At 59.9% G+C, this 23323-nt stretch carries 24 protein-coding genes and 4 pseudogenes; 19 read left to right on the plus strand and 9 right to left on the minus strand.

Translation table 11 applies throughout. The annotated features are described in order from the left end of the window. Positions 1–100 precede the first annotated feature (100 nt). From KIP88_RS26780 to KIP88_RS26830, 11 genes and pseudogenes are all read left to right on the plus strand, one after another. Positions 101–1321 carry an acyl-CoA dehydrogenase family protein gene (locus KIP88_RS26780; protein WP_214491072.1) on the plus strand — a complete coding sequence of 407 codons (1221 nt, stop codon included), beginning with the start codon at positions 101–103 and terminating at the stop codon, positions 1319–1321. A 58-nt stretch (positions 1322–1379) separates the two neighbouring features. Next, complete coding sequence (locus KIP88_RS26785; protein ID WP_214491073.1) at positions 1380–2231, plus strand: enoyl-CoA hydratase-related protein; 852 nt, start codon at positions 1380–1382, stop codon at positions 2229–2231. Positions 2232–2285: 54 nt separating this feature from the next. After that, entirely contained in the window at positions 2286–3515 is a 1230-nt protein-coding gene (locus tag KIP88_RS26790; protein ID WP_214491074.1) for a CaiB/BaiF CoA-transferase family protein, read from the plus strand. 31 nt (positions 3516–3546) lie between these two features. Then, positions 3547–4470: a 3-hydroxyacyl-CoA dehydrogenase gene (locus tag KIP88_RS26795; protein WP_214491075.1), complete on the plus strand. Its 924-nt coding sequence runs from the start codon at positions 3547–3549 to the stop codon at positions 4468–4470. A 20-nt stretch (positions 4471–4490) separates the two neighbouring features. After that, complete coding sequence (locus KIP88_RS26800; protein ID WP_214491076.1) at positions 4491–5465, plus strand: 3-hydroxyacyl-CoA dehydrogenase NAD-binding domain-containing protein; 975 nt, start codon at positions 4491–4493, stop codon at positions 5463–5465. Between the two features lie 83 nt (positions 5466–5548). Next, positions 5549–6371, plus strand: a pseudogene (locus KIP88_RS26805) (alpha/beta fold hydrolase). A 388-nt stretch (positions 6372–6759) separates the two neighbouring features. After that, positions 6760–6990, plus strand: coding sequence for a hypothetical protein (locus KIP88_RS26810; protein WP_214491077.1), 231 nt, complete (start codon positions 6760–6762; stop codon positions 6988–6990). Positions 6991–7173: 183 nt separating this feature from the next. Next, entirely contained in the window at positions 7174–7407 is a 234-nt protein-coding gene (locus tag KIP88_RS26815) for a hypothetical protein (protein WP_214491078.1), read from the plus strand. 85 nt (positions 7408–7492) lie between these two features. After that, positions 7493–8212 carry a hypothetical protein gene (locus KIP88_RS26820; RefSeq protein ID WP_214491079.1) on the plus strand — a complete coding sequence of 240 codons (720 nt, stop codon included), beginning with the start codon at positions 7493–7495 and terminating at the stop codon, positions 8210–8212. Between the two features lie 488 nt (positions 8213–8700). Continuing rightward, positions 8701–9474 carry an enoyl-CoA hydratase-related protein gene (locus KIP88_RS26825; RefSeq protein WP_214491080.1) on the plus strand — a complete coding sequence of 258 codons (774 nt, stop codon included), beginning with the start codon at positions 8701–8703 and terminating at the stop codon, positions 9472–9474. Between the two features lie 392 nt (positions 9475–9866). Further along, positions 9867–10386, plus strand: a pseudogene (locus KIP88_RS26830) (hypothetical protein). Here KIP88_RS26830 and KIP88_RS26835 read toward each other — a convergent pair. The 6 genes from KIP88_RS26835 to KIP88_RS26860 form a co-directional block, all read right to left on the minus strand. Further along, positions 10343–10837, minus strand: a complete 495-nt coding sequence (locus tag KIP88_RS26835) for a MaoC family dehydratase (protein WP_214491081.1) — start codon at positions 10835–10837, stop codon at positions 10343–10345. The pseudogene KIP88_RS26830 and the gene KIP88_RS26835 overlap by 44 nt on opposite strands. Positions 10838–10904: 67 nt before the next feature. Beyond that, positions 10905–11390: a hypothetical protein gene (locus KIP88_RS26840; RefSeq protein ID WP_214491082.1), complete on the minus strand. Its 486-nt coding sequence runs from the start codon at positions 11388–11390 to the stop codon at positions 10905–10907. A gap of 49 nt (positions 11391–11439) precedes the next feature. After that, positions 11440–11766, minus strand: coding sequence for a hypothetical protein (locus tag KIP88_RS26845; protein ID WP_214491083.1), 327 nt, complete (start codon positions 11764–11766; stop codon positions 11440–11442). A gap of 61 nt (positions 11767–11827) precedes the next feature. Then, positions 11828–12016 carry a hypothetical protein gene (locus KIP88_RS26850; protein WP_214491084.1) on the minus strand — a complete coding sequence of 63 codons (189 nt, stop codon included), beginning with the start codon at positions 12014–12016 and terminating at the stop codon, positions 11828–11830. 544 nt (positions 12017–12560) lie between these two features. After that, positions 12561–12893, minus strand: a complete 333-nt coding sequence (locus tag KIP88_RS26855) for a cupin domain-containing protein (protein ID WP_214491085.1) — start codon at positions 12891–12893, stop codon at positions 12561–12563. A 501-nt stretch (positions 12894–13394) separates the two neighbouring features. Beyond that, positions 13395–14291: a LysR family transcriptional regulator gene (locus tag KIP88_RS26860; protein ID WP_214491086.1), complete on the minus strand. Its 897-nt coding sequence runs from the start codon at positions 14289–14291 to the stop codon at positions 13395–13397. Positions 14292–14521: 230 nt separating this feature from the next. Here KIP88_RS26860 and KIP88_RS26865 point away from each other — a divergent pair, with 230 nt between their 5' ends. After that, positions 14522–14662: a hypothetical protein gene (locus KIP88_RS26865; RefSeq protein ID WP_214491087.1), complete on the plus strand. Its 141-nt coding sequence runs from the start codon at positions 14522–14524 to the stop codon at positions 14660–14662. Positions 14663–15351: 689 nt separating this feature from the next. On the opposite strand, the gene KIP88_RS26870 is transcribed toward KIP88_RS26865, so the two are convergent. Then, entirely contained in the window at positions 15352–16017 is a 666-nt protein-coding gene (locus tag KIP88_RS26870) for a TetR/AcrR family transcriptional regulator (RefSeq protein ID WP_214491088.1), read from the minus strand. A gap of 98 nt (positions 16018–16115) precedes the next feature. On the opposite strand from KIP88_RS26870, the gene KIP88_RS26875 reads away from it, so the two are divergent. From KIP88_RS26875 to KIP88_RS26885, 3 genes are all read left to right on the plus strand, one after another. Continuing rightward, on the plus strand, positions 16116–17387 hold the full coding sequence (locus KIP88_RS26875; RefSeq protein ID WP_214491089.1) for an HlyD family secretion protein: 1272 nt from the start codon (positions 16116–16118) through the stop codon (positions 17385–17387). Next, positions 17326–18945, plus strand: coding sequence for an MDR family MFS transporter (locus tag KIP88_RS26880; RefSeq protein WP_214491090.1), 1620 nt, complete (start codon positions 17326–17328; stop codon positions 18943–18945). The genes KIP88_RS26875 and KIP88_RS26880 overlap by 62 nt, the downstream gene beginning before the upstream one ends. A gap of 668 nt (positions 18946–19613) precedes the next feature. Then, positions 19614–19763 (plus strand): hypothetical protein, encoded by a 150-nt coding sequence (locus KIP88_RS26885; protein ID WP_214491091.1) that lies wholly within the window; start codon positions 19614–19616, stop codon positions 19761–19763. Between the two features lie 182 nt (positions 19764–19945). Here KIP88_RS26885 and KIP88_RS26890 read toward each other — a convergent pair whose 3' ends face one another. Beyond that, complete coding sequence (locus tag KIP88_RS26890) at positions 19946–20128, minus strand: DUF1059 domain-containing protein (RefSeq protein ID WP_214491092.1); 183 nt, start codon at positions 20126–20128, stop codon at positions 19946–19948. Positions 20129–20351: 223 nt separating this feature from the next. Here KIP88_RS26890 and KIP88_RS26895 point away from each other — a divergent pair. From KIP88_RS26895 to KIP88_RS26905, 4 genes and pseudogenes are all read left to right on the plus strand, one after another. Then, a pseudogene (locus KIP88_RS26895) lies at positions 20352–20971 on the plus strand (IS5/IS1182 family transposase); the annotation flags it as partial. A 2-nt stretch (positions 20972–20973) separates the two neighbouring features. After that, a pseudogene (locus KIP88_RS46680) lies at positions 20974–21150 on the plus strand (phenol degradation protein meta); the annotation flags it as partial. A 195-nt stretch (positions 21151–21345) separates the two neighbouring features. Further along, on the plus strand, positions 21346–22125 hold the full coding sequence (locus KIP88_RS26900) for a transglutaminase family protein (protein ID WP_214491094.1): 780 nt from the start codon (positions 21346–21348) through the stop codon (positions 22123–22125). 205 nt (positions 22126–22330) lie between these two features. Then, entirely contained in the window at positions 22331–22630 is a 300-nt protein-coding gene (locus KIP88_RS26905) for an SRPBCC domain-containing protein (RefSeq protein ID WP_214491095.1), read from the plus strand. 416 nt (positions 22631–23046) lie between these two features. On the opposite strand, the gene KIP88_RS26910 is transcribed toward KIP88_RS26905, so the two are convergent. Further along, positions 23047–23323: glycosyltransferase (locus KIP88_RS26910; RefSeq protein WP_214491096.1), on the minus strand; the 277-nt coding region annotated here is incomplete at its 5' end.

Raw genomic sequence — 23323 nt, forward strand, 5'->3', positions numbered from 1 at the left:
GCAACGATTTGGCATGATTTGTAGCGCTTCACTCGCCCGGAAGCGCGCCAGGTGGCAATTAGAGCGCGCAGATCGGCAGATAAAAAACATGGAGACTCTCATGACGACCGCTACCGCGCTCAAGCCTTCGGTTACACGGAAGCAGCTTCCGCCGCCGAACGGCGACTTCTATCAAATCACGGAGACATTGAGTGCCGATGAGCAAGCGCTCCTCAAGAAGGTACGCAACTTCATGGAGACGAAGGTTGCGCCCATCATCAACAAATACTGGGTTGAGGACGCTTTCCCGTTCGAGCTGATCGAACCGCTGAAGGAGCTCAATATCGGCGGCGTCGGCGTCGATGGCTACGGCTACAAACGTGCCAGCGACAAGTTCCACGGAATGCTGAGCATGGAGATGACCCGGGTCGACGCATCGTTCGCGACATTCTTTGGCGTCCACATCGGCCTTGCCATGGGCACGATCAATCTGTTGGGCTCCGAGGAGCAGAAGCAGAAGTGGCTTCCGCCAATGGCGCGCCTGGAGAAGATCGGATGCTTCGGCCTGACCGAGCCGCTTGTCGGCTCCGGGACCGGCGGGGGCCTCACCACGACAGCCAAGCGCGACGGCGGCACCTGGATCCTCAACGGCCAGAAGAAGTGGATCGGCAACGCGCCCTGGTGCGACGTGTCGATCATCTGGGCGCGCGACGTCGAGGACAACCAGGTCAAGGGCTTCATCGTCGAGAACAAGACGACACCCGGCTTCAGCGTCGAGAAGATCGAGAACAAGATGGCTCTCAAGGTGGTCCAGAACGGCTTGATCACCATGACCAACTGTCGGGTGCCGGAAGCGAACCGCCTGCAGAATGCCAATTCGTTCCGCGATACCGCGCACGTGCTGCGTCTGACCCGATCCGGGGTCGGCTGGATGGCGACTGGATTGCAGATGGGCGCTTATGAAGCCGCGCTCAAGTACACGCAGGAGCGCCTGCAGTTCGGCAAGCCGATCGCCGCATTCCAGCTGGTCCAGGATCTCATCGCCAGGATGCTCGGCAACGTGACAGCGTGCCAAGCGATGATGCTGCGCCTCGCCGAGATTGAGGAAGAAGGCAAACTGCTGGACCAGCATGCCTCGCTCGCCAAGGCATTCACGACGACGCGGATGCGCGAGACGGTTGCCTGGGCGCGTGAGGTGCACGGCGGCAACGGCATCATCGTCGACAACAATATCGGCCGCTTATTCGCCGACGCCGAGGCGCTCTATTCCTACGAGGGCACCTTCCAGATGCAGAACCTGATCGTCGGCAAGGCCGTCACCGGGTTCAGCGCCTTCGTGTGAGATCGCCGGCGGGCCGGCACGTCCATGCCGGCCCGCCAGTCAGTCAGGAGCAATCAACATGACATCGGCAACAGCAACAATTCCGCAATCACCCTCGGTTGCACCTACCGTTTCGTCAACGGCGACGTTGAGGCTCGCGAACGTTCTCTACGAGAAGCGTGGTGCGATCGCTTATGTGACCATCAACCGGCCCAAGGTGCTGAACGCCCTGAACGGGGCGACATGGCAGGAGCTGCGGACCGCCTTCGAGGATGCTCAGAACGACCCGGCCGTGCGCGGCGTCATCCTGACCGGTACGGGCGACAAAGCCTTCATCGCCGGCGCTGACATCGGCGACCTCGCGCAGGCCAGCGCAATCGATGCCGAACGATCCAGCCGTCACGGTCAGGCGGTGCTCGATCTCATCGAGAACCTCGGCAAGCCGGTGATAGCTGCGATCAACGGCTTTGCACTGGGCGGCGGTTGCGAGACGGCGATGGCCTGCACCATCCGCATCGCGGTGGAGCGCGCGAAGTTTGGCCAGCCAGAGGTGAAGCTGGGTTTGCTTCCCGGCGGCGGCGGCACCCAGCGGCTGCCCCGGCTGATCGGCAAGGGCCGCGCTCTCCAGCTCATTTTGTCGGGCGGACTCATCAACGCGCAGGAGGCCCACCGCATCGGGCTCGTCAACGAGGTCGTTCCCGCCGCTGAACTGATCCCGCGTTCGGAAGCCATCCTGAATGAGATCGTCGCCAACGCGCCCGTCGCCGTCAGATTTGCGCTCGACGCCGTCAACAAGGGAATGGAGGCGAGCCAGAGCGAAGGTCTCGCCCTCGAAGCCTCCTACTTCGGGCTGTGGGCCGGAACGGACGACAAGAAGGAAGGCACGTCGGCATTCCTCCAGAAGCGCCCGGCACAATTTCACGGTCGCTGACCTCGGTCGAAGCCCGGTCAGCGCGAGAGTCACACATCAACTCAGGAGCCATCAATGGCAAACGACAATATCTTCTCAGGACTGAAGGTCGTGGATCTGTCGAGCTTCATCGCGGGACCAAGCGCCGCCGTGATCCTGTCCGACTTCGGCGCCGACGTCATCAAGGTCGAGCCGCCGCACGGCGATCCGTGGCGACACGGGCATAAGACGCCGATCCAGCCGCAGGCGCAGGATGCCTATCAGTGGCACCTGGCCAACCGCAACAAGCGCAGCATTACGCTCGATCTCAAGTCACCAGGCGCACAGCAGGTCCTGTTCGAGCTCGTCAACTGGGCCGACGTGTTCATCGTCAATACGCCGCACCACGCGCGCAAGAAGCTCAAGCTCGAATACGACGACGTCGCGGGATGGAATCCGCGCCTGATCTACGCCGACCTCACCGGCTTCGGCGAAAAGGGCCCGGATGCCAATCTGCCCGGCTTCGACATCACTTCATACTGGGCACGCAGCGGTCTGCTATCGATGACGCGCGACGCCGGCGCACCTCCCACCTGGCCGGTGAGCGGCAGCGGCGACAATGCCACCGCTGTCGGCCTTTATTCGGCGATCGTCACCGCGCTCTATCGGCGCGAGCGGACCGGTAAAGGCACGTATGTCACGACGTCGCTGCTTGCCGAGGGCGTGTGGTCCGCGAGCGTATCCATTCAGGCAGCTCTCGCCGGCGCCAAGTTTCCAGCGATGCACGACCGCAAGCATCCGGCCAATGCCGCGATGAACGTCTATCGCGCTGCCGACGGAACCTGGTTCGTCCTCATCGTCACGCCGGACAAGTTTGCGGCCGTCGCGAATGCAATCGGCCGCCCGGACCTGCTGACCGATCCGCGCTTCTCCGAACCAGCGCAGCTTGTCGCGAACATGCCGCAGCTCACGGCCGTCTTTGACGAGGTGTTCGGCGCTCAGGCCATGCCGCATTGGCATTCGGTGTTTGCCGGCGTGAACGTCACCTTTGGCGAAGTCCGCGGACCGCAGGAGGTGATCGACGATCCGCAGCTGCGGGCGAACGAGATCGTCGTTCCGCTCGAAGGTGCGGGTGGCAAGCTGACTTCGACCATCAGCAGTCCGATCCAGGTGCATGGTGTCGCGAAGGTTACGGCCCGCCGCGCGCCGGGCCTGGGCGAGCATACCGAGGAGATTCTCGGCGAACTGGGCTTCGACGCCGGGAGCATCGAGAGCCTGCGCGAGGACGGTGTCATCCCGCAAGCAGGGAAACACGTGGCGGCATAGACGAAAGCCAAACACCAGCAAGGAAGCAACAATGAGTGTACGCGAGGCTACAAAACCAAGGGCGCCGTCGGCTGCGGACCGCTCCAGCAGGCTGTTTCTCCTCGACCTGAGCGGAGGACGTGTTCTCTCCGTGGATCCGGACGGGTCAAATCGCAGGATCATTGCGACTGGTTGCCCACATCCCGATGGCGTCGTCGTCGACGTCGCCGCCGGTCACGTCTACTGGACCAATATGGGCGCTCCCAGCTCGAACGATGGCTCGATCGAGCGCGCCGATCTCGATGGAAGGAACCGGAGGCTCATCGTGGCACCGGGCGGCACGTTCACGCCGAAACAGCTCCATCTCGATAAGGCGAACGGCAAGCTCTATTGGTCCGATCGCGAGGGCATGCGGGTCATGCGCGCGAACCTCGACGGCTCGCAGGTCGAAACCCTTGTCCAGACCGGAGAAAGCGAACGTGACCGCCGAGACCAGACACGATGGTGCGTTGGCATTGCCGTCGATCCCAAGCGGGGTCAGATCTACTGGACGCAAAAGGGCGGAGACAACGCCGGCGTCGGACGCATCCTGCGCGCCGGGATCGACATTCCGACGGGCGAGAACGCGACAAATCGCAGCGACGTCGAGATCTTCTTCGACAGCCTTCCCGAGCCGATCGATCTCGAGATCGATCTCGAGCATCGCATCCTGTACTGGACCGATCGCGGCAATCCCCCGCGCGGCAACACGGTGAACCGCGCGCCCATCGAAACGAAGCCCGCGCAGGATGTGCCGCAGATCGTGGTTTCGGACCTTATGGAAGGCATCGGAATCGCGCTGGATGTTCCAGGAAACCGCATGTTCGTGACCGATCTCGCCGGTTCGCTCTACGTCGCGAAGCTCGATGGAACGAACAAGCGGACGCTTCTCGCAGCCCAAGGCAACCTCACCGGCGTCGCCTACGCCGAAATCTAACACATGCATCGGAGAACAACATGACTGACATCAAGACCATTCGCCGTATCGCCATCGTCGGCACCGGCGTGATCGGAGCGAGCTGGACAGCGCAGTTTCTCGCCAAGGGACTGCAGGTCGTCGCAACTGACATCGCGCCCGGCGCGGAAATCGCATTGAGGAAGTTCGTGAAGGCAGCCTGGCCGGCGCTCGAACGGCTGGGCCTCTCACCTGGCGCATCTCAGTCGAACTTGAAGTTCACTGCCGACCTTGCAGAAGCGTTGGCGGGCGCCGATCTCGTCCAGGAGAACGGTCCCGAGCGGCTGGACTTCAAGCAGAAGCTCTACGGGCAGCTCGATGAGTTGCTGCCGCCCGACGTGATCATCGCGTCGAGCTCGTCCGGAATCAAAATGAGCGAAATCCAAACCGGCGCCGCATCTTATCCGGAGCGCTGCGTCATCGGCCATCCCTTCAATCCGCCGCACTTGATCCCGCTGGTTGAGGTGGTCGGCGGGACAAAGACCTCAGAAGAGACGATCAGGCGGACGATCGAGTTTTACAAGTCGATCGGGAAGAAGGCGATCCGAATCAACAAGGAAATGCCAGGCCATGTCGCCAATCGCCTGCAGGGCGCGCTGGCGCGCGAGGTCTATTACCTCATTGCCGAGGATGTGCTGAGTGCTTCCGACGTCGACGATGCGCTGTCCTGGGGACCTGGCCTGCGCTGGGGCATCATGGGCAACATGATGCTCAATCACCTCGCCGGCGGCCCAGGCGGCATCGAGCACTTCTTTCAGCAATTTGCCGGCCCGATGACGACTTCGTGGAAAACCTTCGGCTCACCGGTGCTCACCCCCGAGATCCAAAAGAAGCTCGTCGACAGCGTGCATGTCGAAGTCGGAGCACGAACCATCGAGGAACTTGAGGCCGAGAGGGACGAGATTCTGCTCGGCTTGCTGGAACTGCGCACCAAGCGTTCGGAGATCGTCTCGCGCTACAAGGTAGCAGCCGAGTAGCGGATGGTGGACCAATAAGCACAATGGTCCGAAGGCGTCAGTGCGTTGATCATTTTCGTTAAATGCCGGAAGGAAACACGGCCATGCCCACTATCACAACGCAGGATGGCGTCGAGATTTTCTACAAAGCTGGGAAAAGGGCAACCGATCGTGTTCAGCCATGGATGGCCGCTATCATCCGACGACTGGGACACGCAGATGCTGTTCTTCCTCAATCATGGGTACCGCGTCATCGCCCATGATCGACGTGGTCATGGCCGCTCCGCCCAAGTCGACGACGGACACGATATGGATCACTATGCCGACGATCTGGCGGCGCTGACGGCGCATCTGGATCTGAAGAGCACGATCCATGTCGGCCATTCTACGGGCGGGGGCGAGGTGGTGCGCTACCTTGCTCGACACGGCGAGGCCAGATCGGCGAAAGGCGTGCTTGTCGCTGCGGTGCCACCATTGATGGTAAAGACCCAAGCGAATCCGGGCGGACTGCCGAAGGACGTATTCGATGGTTTCCAAGTCCAGGCCGCGACCAATCGCTCGCAGTTCTACGGGGAACTCGCGGCCGGTCCGTTTTACGGCTACAATCGGCCGGGCGCCAAGCCTTCCGAGGCGGTGATCCAAAATTGGTGGCGGCAAGGTGTGATGGGCGGCGCAAAGGCGCACTATGACGGCATCGTCGCCTTCTCCCAGACCGACTTCACCGAAGATCTCAAGAAGATCGGCATCCCTGCCCTGGTGATGCACGGCGACGACGATCAGATCGTGCCGTACGCGGATTCGAGCCCATTGTCTGCAAAGCTACTGAAGAACGGTGTGCTGAAGACCTACAAGGGCTTCCCACACGGCATGCCAACGACAGAAGCGGTTACGATCAATGCCGACCTTCTGACATTCTTCCGAAGCTAGGCCAGCGGCGGCATCTTGCCACCTTCGTCCGCGTCGTAGCAGTAGCCAGGCGCCGACAGTACCTCCACAGGCATTTTAACGGGGCAGCCTCCGAGCGCGCGGCTGCCCCGCTGCGCTCGACCGAGCCGAACTCGTTGCGGGAGCCACCGCAAACGGTCGAGGTATTTAGAGCTTGGAAAGCCTTCCTCGCCATTAAGCCAAGGTTTAGGTGGCGCAACCATAGCCGTACCTCGAACGACCCGCGTGCAATGGAGGATAGATCGATCGGACTTTAAGTTTCTTCGCAAGAACTCGTACCTGCGGAGTTAAAATCATGCGGAGAATTGCTCTTCTAGTCGCTTCTGCCGTGGTCAATGCATCCACGATTCCCGCAGTCGCGTCTGAATGCATGTCAACAAAGGTCCTCGACGCCTCGCGTGCGCGCTGGGCGACGCTGCTTAGCCAACCAGCCAATGTCGACCAAGAGAAAATTTGTCGCGCCTATGCTACCTCATTCTATGAGTCCGTGACGCTGCGGCAGGCTGCAGCAAGGTGCGCCGACGGCGGGCGAAATCTCGCTCTGCTTGATTCCGAGATCAACGCCTTCAACGACCTGATATCGACGAAGTGCGGCGGTTGACCCCACTTCTTACCGGTAATAGCAATGGATAGGTGCAGAAATGGTCCTCTTCCCGCTCATGACTGGCTGGATATGGCTCCACATCTTTACAGCGTCATCGTTTTTATCCTTCGCTCGGCCGGTCCAGGAGACCTGGCACGGCCACATCTCGATGCGACCTGGTCAACTTGAGGGAGATTGAACATGACCCAGGTATATTTCCACTGCACTAACGCAAAGACGGTTTTGGTCGATCACTACGGCGCCGTAGTAGACGATCTCGCTGAGGCGCGCGATCACGCGGCCAAGGTCGTACGATCCCTCACTGCAACGCGCGGTCCCGAAGATTGGCGCAATTGGGTCCTGCACGTCAACGACGACCTCGGCGAAGAACTCTTCGTTGTCCCCTTCGCTTTTGTGCTCGGCAAGCCGCATTAGTGGCCGCCAAAGCCCGAGGTCCCGTGACCGATGCTGCCGCTTGGCCGATCCGAGTTTTATATCAAAGGACGACGGAGGGATTCCCATGAACGAGTTACTGACGAAGGTTCTCGACGCTCACGGTGGCCTGGATCGTTGGCGCAGATATAACAAGGTTGAGGCCAACATTGTCAGCGGTGGCGGCTTGTTTGCGTTGAAGGGCATTTTGCAAGATGCAAATCCGCGTCGCATGACCGTGTGGCTGCACGAGGAGCGGTCGTCCGTCACACCCTATGGAGCAGCCGATCAGTGCACAATGTTCACACCAGACCGCATCGCCATCGAGAAACTCGATGGGACTGTTGTCGCCGAGCGGCACGCACCCCGGGATTCGTTTGCCGGACATCAGATGCACACGCCCTGGGACGCTTTGCATCGCGCCTATTTCAACGGCGAAGCGCTATGGACCTATCTCGCCACGCCTTTTGCCTTCGCGATGGAGCATTTCAAGGTCGAGGAAACTGCGCCTTGGCAGGAGGGAAAGGAAACCTGGCGGGTGTTGCGTGTCTATTTTCCTGGTTCGATCGAGACACACTGCCAAGTCCAGGATTTCTTCTTCGACGAACAGTACACGCTTCGCCGCCACGACTACAGTGTCAACATCGCCGGTGGGTTTCCCGCTGCGCAGCTGATGCTGGGATATACCGAGGCAAACGGGTTGCGATTGCCGAGCAAGCGGCGCGCCTACGTCCGAGGCCCCGATCGGCGTCCGGTATTGGATATGCTTATGGTATCGATCGACATAAGCGACGTTTCCTTCTTTTAGGGCGGCACTTAGGAAATCTCGGCCGACGGATGTCGTGCGGGCTTTCCCGGAGTTCGTCCTCGACGACCGGGGAGTCAGGCGATTTACTTGGTGCAAAGCAACGAGTTGAACCGCCTCTACGACAGAAGGTCGGGGTCATTTGGCTCAGCGTCAATCGAAGCGAGAGTTGAACTGCACATTCATTACGACCTGGTCGACGCATTAGCATCCGCATTTGCCACGATTTGCCGGGATTTAGATCGCTTCACTCGCTCCGACGCTCCTACTCTCATAGCTTGGATCGCGGAGATAAGAGCTTCGCATGTGTTTGGTACCCCGGCGCGCTTCCGTTCCCTGCGTCCCACGCCGGGCTTGCCTGCGGCCGGTCCTTTTCCCCCGGAGGACCGGCCGCCCCCCTTCCCGGAGGGTGATGACGGCGTGACAGGATTGACATGAGCTCTTCAAATCCCGAGCGCGGAAAGTCCTGATCGTTGTTAATGGAGACTGCCATGACTGAACATGTCAAAAGAGAGATTTCCGACGGCGTAATGACGCTGACCTTGCAGCGTCCGGAGAAGAAAAATGCGCTCAGCGGAGCGATGTATGACGCATTGTCGGATGCAGTTCGACAAGCCGACGTAGATGCGTCTGTCCGCGTGGTCTTGTTCCAGGGCGATGGTGACAGCTTCACTGCCGGAAATGACCTAGCGGACTTCGCACACCAGGCCGGCGCCGAAAATTCGGCTGAGAGTCCCGTCCATCGCTTCATCGAAGCAATCATCAATGCGAGCAAGCCCCTGGTCGCCGCCGTACATGGCAATGCTGTCGGCATCGGCACGACCATGCTTTTGCATTTTGATCTGGTCTATCTCGCTGACAATGCGCGGCTGATCACGCCGTTCGTCAGGCTCGCGCTGGTTCCGGAAGCGGCTTCGAGCAGGCTTTTACCGCTACGGATCGGTCACGTACGCGCCTACGCCATGCTTGCGCTGGGCGAGCCGATGGAAGCGGCCGCGGCACTCGCTTGCGGCCTGGCGAATGGCGTAGTGCCGCAGGGCGAGCTTCGCAAGAAGGCACGTGACGCAGCGCTCGCACTGTCCAAATTGCCCGGCGGCTCCCTTAGCCAATCCAAGCGACTGATGCGTGATCTTCAGCGAATCACGGCACAAGCCGCTGAAGAAGAGCAATTGTTCAAGGAGCGGCTGAAGACTGCGGAGGCACGCGAGGCGTTTGCCGCGTTCGCCGAACGCAGGCCCCCCAATTTCGCGAAGTTACCCATCTGACGTTGCCGTTTCGCTGCTCAACCGCCTGAACGGCACAGCGAAGACTGACTGCGAGGCATAGCCCCGCGCCGCTGCGACCGACCCGACCGCTGCGCCAGAGTCACGCCTGCTCGAGCCCTGTTGGCTAAGCCAAGGTCGCATTTTGGGCTGCGATCGTCGGGCTGTTGCTGATCAGTCTGATGCGGGCAGCGCCGGCAGGACCACTCACACCGGCACCGGCGAAATGGTAAAAGGCCTTCCCGCCCTGGCCGCCGTCAGGATCGCTTTCGGTGACAAGAGCGCCCCGCACAATTGGCTGTGGCGCACATTTTTATTGCAGCAATCTCTCTACACCTGCGTGTCGACGTACTTCCACCAGTTACATGGGGCTGGAACAAATTCGGAGACCTATCATGATCCTGGGTATGAGCTTGGCGACGTTCACAATGGTCCACGTTATCATCAGCCTGATTGCAATCGTGGCAGGCCTGATCGTGATGTTCGGGATGCTCGGCTCGAAGCGGATGCCGGGGCTGAACCGCGATCTTTCTTGCATTCACCATCCTGACCAGTGCTTCAGGGTTTCTGTTCTCACCATCGCTGTTCGAGAAGCTATCGCCGGGCCATATCATCGGCATTCTCTCGCTGGTACTGCTGGCGATCGCCTGTTTTGCGCTTTACGGCATGAAGCTCGCCGGTGCCTGGCGCTGGATCTACGCCCTCACCGCGTTGGTCTCACTCTATCTCAACATGTTCGTGCTGGTGATTCAGTCGTTCCTGAACCTGCCGACGCTGCGTGCGCTGGTGCCAAGCTCCGTGGTCCAGGGCATCGTGCTGGCATTCTTCGTCGTCGTGATCATCGGCGTGATCCGACGATACCGGCCGATCCTCACGTCGCAACTTTGCGCGGAACAACAAGCCTGGCCTTCGTAATCTGAACAACGTCGCCGCGCTGGTTTATCGTCCGGCTGAGGAGAACTATGGTGCCCCGATCAGGCCGCGAGCGCGATGGCGTGACTTCAACGACTTCGCTCTTAACATGGAGTACGTCGCCGGGACGGGTCGGTGCCGGCCAGTTCAACTCTCCCCCGGCGCCGACGAACCCGCCGGCGAGTGGCGGACCACTCTCGACATTCAGACGCATCGTGATCGCGGCGGTGTGCCAACCGCTCGCTGCCAAGCCCTTGAAGAACGTGCGCTCAGCGGCATGCTCGTCCGTATGAAAGGGCTGCGGATCGAATTGATTGGCGAATGCCTTGATCTGCGCTTCGTCAAGCCTATGCTCCCCGCTGGTAAAGCGTTGTCCGACATGAAGATCTTCAAGGTACAGTTGGTCTGACCGCGTTTTCGTTGCAGCCTCGCTGTTCACTTGAACCATGGTCATGTCTACCTCCTCTGGTTTGACGCTGCTGACGGTCATTTCCGGCTGGTTTCGCCCGCTACACCATTGCTCAGGCTGCGAGGCTGGAATTACTTGCGTTCAGGCGTTCAGCCTTGTTGTTCCGGGCTTCGATGGCCTTGACGGAGTTTTCAAACGCCTTTTCCAAAACCCGCCTGCCAATGGTCCCGAGTACGAAGCCGAGCAGCCGCCCCGTCAGGTTTTTGCCGTCGCGTATGACGACCACATCAATGTCGGTCGTGCCGTTGGGCTGACGGGTGAAGGTGTAGGTGTGGCCCGACGCGCCACCCCACACGTTGGAGTCGATCGTCGTCAGGACGACGCGGTTGGAATCGGTCCAGTCGTAATGCAAGCGCTCCCAGATCCCGCCCGAGCCTTCCGTGACATCGGCATACGAGCCGCCCCGGTGATGCACCTTGAGGTACGCGTCGGCGCTGTTCCCAAAGAGTTTCGTGCGACCGGGCCCGAAATCGGTGAGTCCGGTGACGTATTGCTCGGGCGTCGCTGTGGTTGTGCGATGAAGGTGGATGGTGGACACGTGCGGTTTCCTTGTTCCGCCTAACGACTGCTCTGTTTCGGGTCGAAGTTCAGTTCGAGGCCGCGTTCGCCTTGCGAACGAGTACGCTGTCGCCTTTCCGGCTGATCTCGATCGCGTCAGCTTGTTGCGGTGTTGAGAGAACCACGCGCTGACCGGGTGCAAGAACAGATACGACACGGACCGGCGTTCCTGCCTCGCCCTGCGCAAGAGTGGCGACGACGTGAAACCCATCACGTTCGACAGTATAGTAAGCGATCCCCGATACCCCGCCGAGGTCGATGCTCTTGCCTGCCATCGGACGCAGGCCTTCAGCACGGGCGGCCGTCAGAGAGACGATACCGAATGCAACGGCGAAGAGTATGTTGCGGATTGACATAGCGATTTCTCCTATCAGCTTCGAAAGGCGTAGAGCCCATCGAACACAGCTACACCGTTGATCACGACAACGGTTCGCCGCCCTGGTAAATCCAGGTTCCGTTGACGGAATGAACTATTGGTGCGTTGTCGCGCCGCTCCTTGACGGAATCCGCCGGCGGGAAAACACTGTCGTAATTCGCGCGGGCTTCTCGTATCAGGCGGAGCCGGTCACGCTCGGCCTTTGAGATAAATTGGATAACTTCACCCATATTCGCCTCCAACTGTAATGCCGTGTTTCGGCAGGTGCTGGCTGACAGATGGGGCGAAGAGTGTGGGTCAACAGGCGGGGAATTCGGAAGACATCCTTCCAAATTTCGGAAGGCCAAGCATCGGGCGCCGACCATGAGATAGCGTGCACGAGAGATTGCGTGCAGACGCGGTCCCCTTTTGGGCCTAAAGGGATCGCATCTCTCAAAAGCGGGGCACGCAGCGTCGCTCCGATGCCTGCCTACGCCGCGAAGACTCGCTTCAGCCGCTCAGAGCCTGAGTAGAAGTTCTTCGCAGTCGCCCAAGTCAAACCTCGACACGGACCCGGGCCTTCGTCTACGCGCCGACCGAAATGTTCTCCGAACCAACCACGTCCGTAGACGTCACCCGGCACGGGCGCCTTGAAGTGGCCGCAGCGAGTTTTCCAGCAGCACGTGACCCTCACGATAGAATACCCGTGGCCATCAAGATGGCCGATTTGCTTGGCGCCCTGAATGCTTTCTGCCAAGCGGAGCGAAGACTGGCGGTCTGTGGGCAAATGATCGGCTATAAGTTCTCTTGGATGAAATGTGGACTGAGATGCACGTCAAGCTGTACCAGCGGCGAATCGCCGATTGCTTTGAAACTGTGAATCTCCCCGGCCTTGATGACGAAGATGTCGCCAGCACGACCTTCGAAAGTCTTGCCACCGACGGTCCACACTCCGCGACCTTCACGAATGAACTGGATCTCGTCATAAGGATGCCGATGCGGACCTGGCCCGGAACCGGGCTCCCCGTTGAACAGGAAGACCGACACACCGGTGTCGCCCTGATCGGCTCCGACAAACTGATGGGTACTACCACCAAAGGGTAAGTCCTCTTGACGAACGTAATGCATTCCTATTCCTCCTATGCGATTGGATGAGTGTTGCGGCAGGGCAGCCGAGCCGCCACAACTATTTGCCCGCCCGCAGTTCGCTCTGCGCACGAATGACGGGCCGTCCTTGAGCACTTCGTTCGGAACGAACGATCCGCGCTCAGGTTCAGCTGGGTGTGGGGCCATACTACACGGTTGGAACTGTTCCTCCATCAATGACGTATTCGGCACCGGAGATGGCTCTCGCCTGCTGTTGGAATTTCATTCTAGTCTTGCGCACTGCGGCGAAGGATGAACCAGACCATGATCGGTTGCTACGCCGAGCTGTTTTTCTATCCGACCCGCGTCCGCGCGCTTTGATTCCGGCAGGTACTGGTTAGTAGATGGGGTGAAGAGTTTGGGTCAAGGCGGGGGAAACGGGAGACATACTTCCAAATTTTGGAAAGCCTGGACCGGGCGCTGACTCACCTAGAGGGACTGCATCGCTCAAGAGCGGGCTCGCAGTGTCGCGCCGATGCCCGGCTAATCCGCAAAGGTTCGCTTCAGCCGCGGCGCGGCAAAGTCCAGGAAAGCGCGTACTTTGATCGGCAGAAACCGGTCGGCCACATACAAGAGATTTATCGGCACTGCCGGCGGCTGGAATTCATCCAGCACTGTTGTCAATGTTCCTTCCTCGGGAGCAGCCTTGAGTTGATAAGCGAAGGCGATGGAAATTCCCAGGCCAGCGCGGGCAGCGGCATAAGCAGCTTCAGAGCTGCCTACCACGAGCCGTGTTTGCACCGGCACCGCTATGGTCGCGTTGTCTCTGACAACTGTCCAGATATCGGGTTGCGAAAAGCCGACAAGACTGATGCAATCATGCCCGGCCAAATCGTCCGGCGTGCGTGGCGTGCCGCGAGCGGACAGATAGGCAGGACTGGCGCAGAACACTCGGCGTGTCATTCCGAGCCTTATTGCAATCAAGCTCGAATCCGGTAACTCGCCGATACGTACCGCGACGTCGATTTGCTCCTGAGCCAGATTGAGCCTTTGATTAGTAGGGATCATTCTAATCTTGATATCGGGATAGGCGTTGAGGAAGTCCACGATGATTGGCATGAGAATGACCCGCCCAAGGCCCAGCGGGGTCGTCACCGCCAGCTCTCCTGTTGGCGCGGCATACTCGCCGGAAGCTGAACGCTCTGCTTCGCTCACATCAGCGAGAATCCGTTTGCAGGCCGCAACGTAGGAAGTGCCTGCATCCGTTAGCACCAGCTGCCGGCTCGATCGGTTGAAGAGCTTGGTCCGCAGGTGAGACTCAAGCTCGGATACGTTGCGGCTGACCGTTGTGAGCGGCGTTTTCAATCGCCGCGCCGCCGCGGACAAGCTGCCCTGCTCGACAACGGTCAGAAAGGTCGACATCGCTTCCAGGCGATCCATCGGATCCCCTTCCGTGATTTGGAAGAATATCTTTCGATTTTGCCATATCGCCCCAGATTTCGGAAGACCGGCATAGCTTGCGAGCGGGCCGAAGAGCCCTATCGAGCGACCTTCCGCTGCTCGCAAGGACCCCTTCCACGCACGGCCCCTTTTTAAGGCCGGCCGTCCAATCGATCTCCCTGGAGGAACGCGAGAGAGGCCTGTCCTTAAACACTGACAAGGAGAGTTCAATGACAACACGTATCAAACCCTATCGGTACGAAGTTCAGCACACCGATGATGCCGACTTCGTCGCGTATCAGCGCAAGTCGAGCGATGGCGTCTGGCAGACGATTTCCGTGTGGATGGTTCCGCGACCGGCGGGTCACTGAGTGCTGGCCAACCGCTGCACAGCCCCCGGTATTTCGGTGGAGATCGTGTCAGCCAACCTCGAATACCGACCTGCCCCATCTTCCCGTTGCGTCCCGTCACCCGGGGCGCACCTTTCTGGAATGAACCCCGCCCCCAGCCAGCCAGCTTGGGCGGGGCTTTTTTTGTACTGGTCGGTTCAACCACTGTGCCCCAATTTCATCAGCCCGTAATTTTACGGTCACGAACCTTTTCCAGGTTCCCGCACTTGGATAGGTTGGGCGCTGGGGTAGATCGGTGGGTGGCGTAAAATGACAAGGCACACTCAATTGGCAGTAACACCAGGCAACCGCTTCCTAGAGGCGGCGCAAAAGGAGCTTGCGGCTTTCGAAGACCGCGAGCGGGAGTTTGCCAAGAAGGAACGGAAAGAACGGGCTGCGGAGTTGCAGATTCCCGTCGAGAGGGTTGGACTACACAGCTAGGCAGGGCCTGGATCGCGAAGCAAAGAGGCCGCCTGAGTTGGCGGCCTCTTTAATAAACCCGGCAGTCTCGGCATTTCCTTGGCCAATGTTTTCAGCTGCAGTTCTCTTGAGCCTACGCTGGATAACCTCATAGGGGTCTTCGGCGGGAGCTAACGAAGTCTACATGCTCCTCAAGGACCGCTTTGCGCCCGGCGCCACTTCCGAAAATGTAGCTTTTGAGCAAGCGTACCTCATCCAGCCCGCGCATGCGCTTCGCAGCCATGCAAAAACAACTTTACGCATTTGCGTACCCGCGCCTTTAGCTGCGCGCGGGAGGGCAGCGGCACGCCGCCATAGATCGCAGCGCGCTGCGGTGCCGATGCGACCATTCCGATCAGGATGCCCGCGGCTTCCTCGGGATTATCGAGATCGATCAGCCCGCGTTTGACCTGAAGGCGCAGCCATTTCGTCAACGCGGCGGCGGTGCGGACAATGCCGTTGTTGTAGAACGCCGCCGCCAGGGCGGGAAATTGGCCGGTCTCCTGCAGGATGATGCGTTGAAGGGCGACGACATCCGGATCGAGCCCAAGATCGGCATACGCCATCAGCGCCGCGTTCAGCCCCGCTTCGATGTCGGCATCTTCAGGCACTTGCAAGTTGAAGTCGGACAGGAATCGGTCGAGCCGGTCGGACACCATACCCTCGAACAGCGCCGCCTTGTTCGGCACGAGGCGATACAGCGTCTTGGTCGAAACGCCGGCGCCGCGCGCCACGGTTTCTGTACTGGTCGCCGCATAGCCGTTGGCGGCAAATGCGTGCCGCGCGGCCTCATAGATGATTTGACGCGTCTCGTCGTCGGGACGGAGTTGCGGACGCCCGCGGTCGCGCCGCGCGGTGGAAGGTTTTGCTTCAGCCATGCTCTTACATGATGCCTGTCATTCCATTGACAGTCCCGATATCGCGCCTATTTTGGAAATTGTCAAGTTTCCTAATTCTTCCCGAGCGGAGAACCGCCATGACCGTCCACCAGACTTCGTTCCCAACCGATCAGCCGGTGCCCCCGACCGCCGCCATTGAGGCGCTGCTGCCCGCGGCCACTACGGCGTCGCCACAGGCGCCAGCTACGAAAAAGTTCAATCTGCGCAAGCTGTTGCTGACCGGCGCGGCGATCGCCGCGCTGGCGGGTGCGAGCTGGTATGGCTGGGATTACTGGACCGTCGGCCAGTATCTGGTGTCGACCGACGACGCCTATGTGAAGGCCGACAGCACCACCATCGCGCCGAAGGTCACCGGCTATCTGCAGCAAGTGCTGGTGAAGGACAATGAGCGCGTCGCGACGGGCCAGGTGCTGGCGCGGATCGACGACCGCGACTTCCGCGTCGCGCTCGATCAGGCCAAGGCGGACGTGACCGCGGCGGAGGCCGCAATTGCCAGCAAGCGCGCTCAGCTCGATGTGCAGCAGACCGTGATCGATGCCGCGAGAGCGACGCTGGACGTCGACGTGGCGGCGCAGATCTTCAGCCGACAGGAAAACAAGCGCTACACCGATCTGGCCGCAACCGGTTATGGCAGCATCCAGAACGCACAGAACGCCCAGGCGCGCGATGCCGGTGTTGCCGCCACAATCCAGCGTGACAAGGCCAATCTCGCCTCGGCCTTGAAGCAGGTTGAACTGCTCAAGGCCGAAATTGCCCAGGCCACCGCCGCCGCCTTGCGCGCCAATGCGCTGCAGCGCCAGGCCGAACTCAATCTCGGCTACACCACGATATCAGCGCCGATCGACGGCGTCGTCGGCAACCGCACGCTGCGCGTCGGGCAATATGTCCAGGCCGGGACGCAATTGATGTCGGTAGTGCCGGTCCAGGGCGCCTATGTGGTGGCGAACTACAAGGAGACGCAGCTCACCAACGTGCGCCAGGGTCAGGCCGTCGAAATCGAAGTCGACATGTTCCCGGGCCAGACCGTGCACGGCCATGTCGACAGCATCGCGCCCGCCAGCGGCCAGGAATTCGCGTTGCTGCCGCCGGACAACGCCACCGGCAATTTCACCAAGGTGGTGCAGCGCATCCCGGTGCGGATCGCGCTCGATAGCAATACGCATTCCCGCATCGAATTGCGGCCGGGCATGTCTGTCATCCCGACCATTGCGACGCGCGCGCCGAGCGCGAGCCGCGAGGCGGCAACAGTCGCCAGCACTCACAAGACGGTTTCTGGAGCATCGTGCCATGTCAAATCAGAGCCCTTCCGCCTCGAACTCCGCGCTGCCGACCTCGCGCGCAGCCTCTAGCCCGGCCACCGATCCGAACCGCGCCAGCGTCACGACCTGGATTGCCGTTTCCGCCGCCATGATCGGCTCTTTCATGGCGATCCTGAACATCCAGATCACCAACGCCTCGCTGCTCAACATCGAGGGCGGCATCGGCACCGGCGTCGACAACGGCTCCTGGATCTCGACGTCGTATCTGATCGGCGAGATCGTGGTGATCCCGCTCACCGATTTTCTCAGCCGCGTGTTCTCGTTCCGCCGCTACATGATTGCGAGCGCCGCTTTGTTCGCGCTGTTCTCGATCGCCTGCGCCTTCACCCACGACCTGCCCTCGATGATCGCGATGCGCGGATTGCAGGGCTTTGCCGGCGGCGTGCTGATCCCGATGGCGTTCACGCTGGTCTTGACCAAACTGCCGAAATCGCAGCAGCCGGTGGGACTTGCGATCTTCGCGCTGTCCGTCACCTTCGCGCCGGCGATCGGGCCGACGATCGGCGGCTATCTCACCGAGAATTACGGCTGGCGCACCATCTTCTACGTCAACTTGATCCCGACGATGGTCATGGTAGCCGCGCTCTATCTGACGCTGGAGCGGCAACCGATGCAGCTCAGGCTTCTCAGAGAGGGCGACTGGGCCGGCATCTTCACGATGGCGATCGGCCTGTCGGCGCTGCAGACCGTGCTCGAGGAAGGCAACAAGGACGATTGGTTCGCGTCACCCTTCATCCAGCGCCTGGCCGTGATCGCGTTGGTCAGCCTTGCCCTGTTCGTCTGGATCGAACTGTCGGTGGAAAAGCCGCTGATCCGGCTTCGGCTGCTGAAGAGCCGCAATTTCGGCTTCGGCACCATTGCCCTGACGATGGTCGGCTTCGCGCTGTTCGGCTCTGTCTATATCCTGCCGGCCTATCTCGCACAGGCCCAGGGCTACAATGCCGAGCAGATCGGCAACGTGCTGGCGTGGACGGGCTTGCCGCAGATCCTCTTGATCCCGCTGGTGCCGATACTAATGAAGCGCTTCGATACGCGCTATATCGCCTTCACTGGCCTCGTGATCTTCGCCTATAGCTGCTTCATGAACACGGCGATGTCGCCGGACTATGCCGGCGACCAGCTCTTTATTCCGAACATCGTGCGCGCCATCGGCCAGGCCATGGTGCTGACGCCGCTGACCTCGGTGACGACGGGCGACCTCGCGCCCCAGGATGTCGCTGCGGCGTCGGGCATCAGCAACATGCTGCGCAATCTCGGCGGCGCGATCGGCACCGCGGTGCTGGCCACCGTGATCACCAAGCGCGAGCAGTTTCACTCCAATATCATCGGCCAGTCAGTGACGCTCGGCCGCGAGGAGGTGCGCAACCGGATCGCCCAGACCACGGATTATTTCCTGGCCCACGGCGTCTCCGACCCCGCCGCCGCGCACAAGCAGGCGATCGTAGCCCTCGGCAAGGCCGTCAAGCATCAGGCGCTGGTGATGGGATTCAGCGACACCTTTGCGGTGATCGGCGTCGTGCTGGTGCTCGCCGCTGTCGCGGTCGTGTTGACGCGCAGGGCGAACGGCGCGGCTAGTGGCGCACATTGAGCAATGATTCCAAACAGCCACCATCAACGCCAGCATGGCCATCATTATATGTGCACTTGCCGTAGTAGAAGAGGCATGACGGTTTGCTATTTGCTATTCGAACCGGCGAGCTATTCAGCAAATGTCTCGACCGCTTGCGACGCACGCGTCCTAGCAGCAACCGACCTCACCGCTCCAACGTACGTCTGCTTCGCGCCAGAAGCGGTCGTTCCGTCCACCTGCGTGTCGGCGAAGCTGCCGGGGGTAGTCCGGTCTTCTGGCCAGTAATTAGACCGGCTGCTTGTCACCTCCGCCTAGGAAGGAATGGATGGCGCAAGCCAGGACGGCAGATCCGAACCATGGCCGTACGTTCATTCTCGATCAGTCATCCTGAGTGGGGCTGTCTTGACGTGGGATATCCGGCCGTCCGGACTCACGCGCCTCCCTCCTTCATACGAACCCGTGACCGTGCTCGATCCCCGCACGGTATCCGCAGCTACTTCTGAATGCAGGTATGGTGGTCTCTGTCATTCGTCGAGGTCGGAAAATACCGAGTCTTCCACTGATCCGGCAATAGCGCGGGGTGTGCACACATCACGCGCTTCATCCGGTCGCGAGCCAGCGTGCGTTTACCCTCTTCGCAGCGCGCGGTATCAATTCTAATATTATGGTGTACTCTGAATGCATGCATGTCGATGGTCGGCCTGCATTGGGACAACTTTTGCGAAGATGGAGGGCAACATGGCCAAGAAAGCGAAGAAGGCAAAGAAGACAGCCAAGAAGACGGCCAAGAAGAAAAAGTAGTAATCGTTCGACGAAACCTCATGGCATTCGGATAGCATCTGAGGTCCGCTGCGCCCTTCGCAGCACGGATCGGCGGCAGCCTTCGTCGCAGAATATCCGCGCAACGAACAGTCTGACCGGACCTTTATGCAGATGGCTGCTGCATAATGGTCCGGTTTTTCATTGAGGCTTGATCAAGGAGCGGCCCGAGAGCCTTTCCTGTGATGGCGCCGTCGCTCTACTGGGTTTTGATCATCTTGGCCAATTCCTCGCGCAATTGTGGACTATCGTGGTGACCATGCACCGCGATAGCGTGTTGCACTGCCGCGTCTACAAGTTCTTCCTTGGTATCTGCAGAGATCGCAACCGTGCAGTTCATCTCGCTTGGATAGTCACGGCAATCCACAAACATTCTGGCCATCTGGGCCTCCCTTGGCGCAATGATTCTCAGCACTCGCCCTTTTTGGGCCATGCCTGATTAAATATCCAAAAAATTAGTTGGTCGATCTCGACCGTAGCCCGTCCAATTCATTATAGATGGCAATGCCGCGAATGACGCTGGGCCTCATCGTCGCACGCACGCTGCTCGTGCCAATTGCCAATTGCGGTCGCGGAAAGCGCACTTGATCCCTGTACCGAGGAAGGACTCGATGGATCCGGCGAGGTCAAGCCGCGCGGTGAAGGAGTATCTGGCGACGCTCGATGATACGGCGTGGGGTGCGGCCAGTGACGTTGTCCGAAGTTCATCTCGCCGTCCGATCCCGCGGCCAAGTGGACCGGAGCCCACAAGGGACCGGCATTCTTTGCTTACTCCGACAATTATCTCATCGACGTGAAGTTCGGCGTCATCGTTGATGTCGAGGCCTCCCGCTCCATTCTCCAGGCCGAGGTCGGAGCGGCGAAGACCATGATCGGGCGAACAGAGGAACGCTTCGGCCTCAAGCCGGCGCGGCTCGTCGGAGATACCGCCTACGGGGCAGCTCCGATGCTGAACTGGCTAGTCGAGGAGAAAGGCATCGCGCCACATATCCCTGTGTTCGATAAATCGAAGCGGGATGATGGCACCTTCTCGCGTAGCGACTTTCGATATGATCCGACCGGCGACGTCTACCACTGCCCGGGCGGAAAGCGGCTCGGAACGAGCGGCACCGTGCACGAGGGCAAGACGCTTCTGTATCGTGCGAACAAGCTCGACTGCGATGTATGCCCGCTTAAACCGCAGTGCTGTCCAAAAGAACCATCGCGCAAGATCCCGCGCGACATACCCAGATCGGATTCCTGTTTCCCGTGGGCGACATGCAGGGATATTTATGCTTGAAGGGCTACGGCGAGTTCGCAGCCGCCAACCGGCCATCGGGATGGAATACCTGGCTAACATTCGCGATCGCGCCGATGGCACCTGCCAGCACCGTTGCACCCACGCGCCACATGGCGACCAAGTAACGGTCATGGACGACGATGGTTTCCCGGCACTGGCCATCGCCGCTGGTGTTGGCAATTAAGGGGAGGCTCGATAATTCCTGAACCTTTTGGACTGTTCGACGTTGTCGGTCGCACGCGCCGGGTGGAAAGGCTGAGAGCCATCGAGCGGTGAAGTAATCAACGCCCTAATCCACGCTTCCGTCGCAAGGGTTCGGAATGAAGCTGTCGATTGTCGCTGAGCTTGTCTACACCTTTGCTGACGCAACGCAGATTATCGCGTGCCTGGAGGCATCCCACACGGCCGACCAGACGATCCTCTCGGAATCGCTCGACGTGCAGCCTCCTAATCAGTTACTCCGGGACAAGTCCCAGTCTGGCGACCGCCGGATTCGCGCGTCGATGTCCGGACAGACGACGATCCGTTACGAGGCTGTCGTCGAAAACAACTTAAGGCAACTCCTTCCGCTCTCCGGTCGCCAGCATGTGTGGTCGGAACTTCCCAACGAAGTTCTACCGTTCCTTCTGCCCAGCCGCTTCTGCCCGTCGGACAAATTCATGCGCTTCGCCGGGCGCGAATTCGTTGCCTCGGGCGATGGGGCCGCGCGCATGATGGCCATTCTCGAATGGATTAATCGCAACGTCGACTATGTGTCCGGCGTCAGCAACGCCGAGACGACGGCGGAGCGCACGTTTGTAGACCGCGCCGGCGTGTGCCGGGATTTTGCGCATCTGGGGATCACCTTCGCCCGCGCGCTGGGTATTCCCGCACGTGCGGTGAGTGCCTATGCGCTCGACCTCGATCCCCCCGATTTCCATGCCGTGTTCGAAGTATATCTAGATAACGCCTGGTGGCTGATCGACCCGACGCGGCTCGCTCCAATCGAGGGGATCGTTCGGATCGGTAGCGGCCGGGACGCTTCCGACATCGCCTTTTTGACGTCCGATAAGCAATGCCAAGTTCTGAGTCAGACCATCAACGTAAAGGCGGCTTTGTAAGCGTCCGCGCGGGCGTTAGAATAAGATTTTCAGCCCGGCTTTCATGTAAACTCTTGCGGAACCCGAGACGCCTCGCGGCCGTTGTTGCTAATGCGGCCGTTTCGTCTCAATCCTATTTATCAGGCCTCCGCCGAGCGTCTCTTTGACGCTTGGACGAAGCCTGACCAAATGCAGCTATGGCTGTTCAAGTGTCCTACCAATAAGATTGTGCGGCATCGACCAGAAACTCACAGTCGGGGACCGGTACTCCATCGTCGAAAAGGCGGATGGGCGGGAAATTGATCACTATGGCGAATACACCGCCATCGACCCGCCCCATAGCCTTGCATTCTGGCTCGAAGTGCCGGTTCACTTCGAGGGTAGAACCGATATCGTCGTCTCTTTCCTAACGACATCGGAAGGCTGCGAGATGAACTTCGTTCAGACCGGCGTCGATGCGTCGGTGGTCGAGAAAAATTGGCGCACGATGTTTCAGAATCTCGCGGGTGTGCCCTTGCGCATGTAAGCTTCCGGCGATGAAACAACGAAGGCTGTTCTAAAGGGACCGTTGCATCTGGTTCGAGCTTGCCATAGTTCCGATTCGCCAGAAGACTGTCATGCGACAACTAATCAGGTTCGATGTCGGGCGAATCCCGACGGATCTGGGAACACAGCATTCCCGCCGTCGAGGCGCCGCGTTACTCCATCACCTTTCGTACGATGGCTGACCGAAAGACCTAGCAACGCGGACTACTCTGATGGACCGCCGCTCTGTTCAGAAATCGCGGGATCGAATGGCAAGACGTAGCGGCAGTCTACCCCTGCATGGCACAGCAATACCTAGCTCAGCCACGCAGTTTCCGCGTCAGGCTCCCGTCGATCCTGCTTCGGGAGCGCTAAGATCCGTTGCATCTATGGATGAATGCGCGGACGAACTGATTCTTACCAACCCGTGAGGTTCACATTGTTCAGGTACGGTGCCAACGCCGCATAGTGATTAAGATACTCTTCCGCAATTCGTCGTGAGGTAAATCGCTTTTCAAACTGGGCCCGGATACGACGCCGGTCGAGCTCGCCTAGACGCGCGATAGCCTGAATTGCTTCCTCTTCGTCTGATACGACAAAACCCGTTATACCCTCGTCAACGACTTCCGGTACGGAACCCGATCTGAAGGCAATAACAGGTGTGCCACAGGCCATTGCTTCAATCATCACCAAT

This window comes from Bradyrhizobium sp. SRL28 (genome assembly GCF_018596315.1).
GTDB lineage: Bacteria > Pseudomonadota > Alphaproteobacteria > Rhizobiales > Xanthobacteraceae > Bradyrhizobium.

Excerpts from the sequence above, each read along its gene's own strand:
- KIP88_RS26835 (WP_214491081.1), bottom strand. The coding sequence starts at position 10,837 with ATGACCATGGTTCAAGTGAACAGCGAGGCTGCAACGAAAACGCGGTCA.
- KIP88_RS26790 (WP_214491074.1), top strand. The coding sequence starts at position 2,286 with ATGGCAAACGACAATATCTTCTCAGGACTGAAGGTCGTGGATCTGTCG.
- KIP88_RS26815 (WP_214491078.1), top strand. The coding sequence starts at position 7,174 with ATGACCCAGGTATATTTCCACTGCACTAACGCAAAGACGGTTTTGGTC.
- KIP88_RS26825 (WP_214491080.1), top strand. The coding sequence starts at position 8,701 with ATGACTGAACATGTCAAAAGAGAGATTTCCGACGGCGTAATGACGCTG.
- KIP88_RS26880 (WP_214491090.1), top strand. The coding sequence starts at position 17,326 with ATGTCAAATCAGAGCCCTTCCGCCTCGAACTCCGCGCTGCCGACCTCG.
- KIP88_RS26875 (WP_214491089.1), top strand. The coding sequence starts at position 16,116 with ATGACCGTCCACCAGACTTCGTTCCCAACCGATCAGCCGGTGCCCCCG.
- KIP88_RS26900 (WP_214491094.1), top strand. The coding sequence starts at position 21,346 with ATGAAGCTGTCGATTGTCGCTGAGCTTGTCTACACCTTTGCTGACGCA.
- KIP88_RS26785 (WP_214491073.1), top strand. The coding sequence starts at position 1,380 with ATGACATCGGCAACAGCAACAATTCCGCAATCACCCTCGGTTGCACCT.
- KIP88_RS26890 (WP_214491092.1), bottom strand. The coding sequence starts at position 20,128 with ATGGCCAGAATGTTTGTGGATTGCCGTGACTATCCAAGCGAGATGAAC.
- KIP88_RS26850 (WP_214491084.1), bottom strand. The coding sequence starts at position 12,016 with ATGGGTGAAGTTATCCAATTTATCTCAAAGGCCGAGCGTGACCGGCTC.
- KIP88_RS26855 (WP_214491085.1), bottom strand. The coding sequence starts at position 12,893 with ATGCATTACGTTCGTCAAGAGGACTTACCCTTTGGTGGTAGTACCCAT.
- KIP88_RS26820 (WP_214491079.1), top strand. The coding sequence starts at position 7,493 with ATGAACGAGTTACTGACGAAGGTTCTCGACGCTCACGGTGGCCTGGAT.
- KIP88_RS26870 (WP_214491088.1), bottom strand. The coding sequence starts at position 16,017 with ATGGCTGAAGCAAAACCTTCCACCGCGCGGCGCGACCGCGGGCGTCCG.
- KIP88_RS26795 (WP_214491075.1), top strand. The coding sequence starts at position 3,547 with ATGAGTGTACGCGAGGCTACAAAACCAAGGGCGCCGTCGGCTGCGGAC.
- KIP88_RS26885 (WP_214491091.1), top strand. The coding sequence starts at position 19,614 with ATGTCGATGGTCGGCCTGCATTGGGACAACTTTTGCGAAGATGGAGGG.
- KIP88_RS26800 (WP_214491076.1), top strand. The coding sequence starts at position 4,491 with ATGACTGACATCAAGACCATTCGCCGTATCGCCATCGTCGGCACCGGC.
- KIP88_RS26810 (WP_214491077.1), top strand. The coding sequence starts at position 6,760 with ATGTCAACAAAGGTCCTCGACGCCTCGCGTGCGCGCTGGGCGACGCTG.
- KIP88_RS26865 (WP_214491087.1), top strand. The coding sequence starts at position 14,522 with ATGACAACACGTATCAAACCCTATCGGTACGAAGTTCAGCACACCGAT.
- KIP88_RS26780 (WP_214491072.1), top strand. The coding sequence starts at position 101 with ATGACGACCGCTACCGCGCTCAAGCCTTCGGTTACACGGAAGCAGCTT.
- KIP88_RS26860 (WP_214491086.1), bottom strand. The coding sequence starts at position 14,291 with ATGGATCGCCTGGAAGCGATGTCGACCTTTCTGACCGTTGTCGAGCAG.
- KIP88_RS26845 (WP_214491083.1), bottom strand. The coding sequence starts at position 11,766 with ATGTCAATCCGCAACATACTCTTCGCCGTTGCATTCGGTATCGTCTCT.